Source organism: Arthrobacter sp. Br18 (assembly GCF_000520555.1).
Taxonomy (GTDB): Bacteria; Actinomycetota; Actinomycetes; order Actinomycetales; family Micrococcaceae; genus Arthrobacter_D.
The window spans coordinates 1-1,626 of the sequence record NZ_KI914866.1 but is presented as its reverse complement, the minus strand read 5'-3'; the positions used below and the strand labels follow the sequence as shown (position 1 = coordinate 1,626).

Here is a 1,626-nt window from a genome sequence, read left to right as displayed (position 1 = left end):
CAGCGGCCGGTCGGCAGCCCATCCGGCCGCCGGTCGCGGGAAACGGCAGGGTCGCCCGGTTCGGTGAGCCACGCCCCTAAGAGCCTTTCCGCCGACTTGCCACGGCAATATCCTGGTCGGGAAGGGCGCCCAGCCCTTCTACTCGGAGTACACCTCGGACGGGTCGCTCATCGAAGAGGTATTGCTGGGCGGGGACGGCAGCTACCGCGCCTACAGGTCCGAGTGGCAGGGCCAGCCGGCCGTCCCGCCGGACGTGGTGGTGCAGGACGACGACGGCGGCCGTTCCGCCTACGTCTCGTGGAACGGAGCCACCGAGTTTGCGCAGTGGCTGCTGACCGGTGCCGACGAATCGAGCGTTACCGAGGGCGCCGTCGTCGATCGGGAATCGTTCGAGAGCGAACTTCCCCTCTCCGGAGACTTAACCTGTGTGGCGGTCCAGGCCCTCGACGCCGACGGGAACGTGCTGGCTACCGGTGTCGCGGACTGATTGAGCGGCCCTGGCAACTACCCTCGAAGCCACACTCTCAGCGGCCCGAGTTCGGAAAAGCCGGCCGCCCGAGCCGATTTCAGGCTTTCTCCTTGTTCATATCCGACCAGTGGAAGGCCGGGGAAAACCTTCGCTACTGCGCCGGGAACATCTTTCCAGATGGTGGCCTCATGAGCGTCGGTCACGGAGAAGACGTTGGTCAGGCCGACGACTGAGGAGCTTCTGTTCGCGATTGCACCGCCGGCGATATCGCCACCGTGTCGTGCCAGAAGTATCCGAACTGACGGTTCTGCGAGAAGTTCGGGAGTCAGCAAGCCATCCAGATCCGCTGCTTGTTCCCACTCCGCGAAGTGTTCGGCCTGGTCGAGAATCGACCACCGCAGATCAACGGTGAGTTCCTGTGTGGGCTCGAAACCGATTCACTGTGCATCGAAAAGCTTCACAAAGCCATGCAGGCCGAGGTCCAGGTCCGCCAGACTGTCCTTGACTGCGCACGAGACCCGGTGTTCCAACAAACTCAGGACGGCCGTCACTGACGTCTGGCTCTGCGTCGTGATGAGGTCGGGGTATAGCGCCGGTGGGCGTTCCTTGGCCATCCATACACCGTATCGAGTTACCGTTCCTACCCCGTTGATCCGGCACACCAGATCGCACCATTCCACGTTGTTCGCGATTGCAGCACCAATGTCGGGCACGAACCACACAGTACCCGTGGATCAGAGCGCACCGCATCGGGTTCGGCCAGTTAGACGCGCCGGGCCGGCAATAGGGTCAGGAGCGAGTCCGAGCCTGCTCACGCTCGGATTCGACTCCGCCGAGCCGTTGATGGGACGGGCGTTCCCGTGTCACCGCGGGATGTCGTTGCCGCTGCGCTGCCGGATCCCGCGACGCTGGGCGTCCTGAGGGCAGGACCGGCGCGGGCCTGTACGTCACGGGGGCCTGGAACGACTGGTGAACTCCGCGCTGTGGCTCTCCGTCACGTGGTTCACCGCGGGTGGTCGATGGCAGAGCGGTTCACAACCACCGGCCGATAGCAGAGCGCATTTCGCGGGTGCCTGTGTGGCGGACTGCCGCCAACTCGGTGATCTCCCTTGAGCTGCTAGGTGCCGTCAGATCAACTGCGACAGTGCCGGAGTTCG

Annotated in this window: 2 protein-coding genes; one reads left to right on the top strand and one right to left on the bottom strand. The window is 64.3% G+C overall.

The genetic code is table 11. From position 1 onward, the window contains the following. Positions 1–181: 181 nt before the first annotated feature. Positions 182–487, top strand: a complete 306-nt coding sequence (locus Y704_RS0110240) for a hypothetical protein (RefSeq protein ID WP_026550056.1) — start codon at positions 182–184, stop codon at positions 485–487. 419 nt (positions 488–906) lie between these two features. On the opposite strand, the gene Y704_RS24490 is transcribed toward Y704_RS0110240, so the two are convergent. Then, positions 907–1,182, bottom strand: coding sequence for a hypothetical protein (locus Y704_RS24490; protein ID WP_162149397.1), 276 nt, complete (start codon positions 1,180–1,182; stop codon positions 907–909). Positions 1,183–1,626 lie beyond the last annotated feature (444 nt).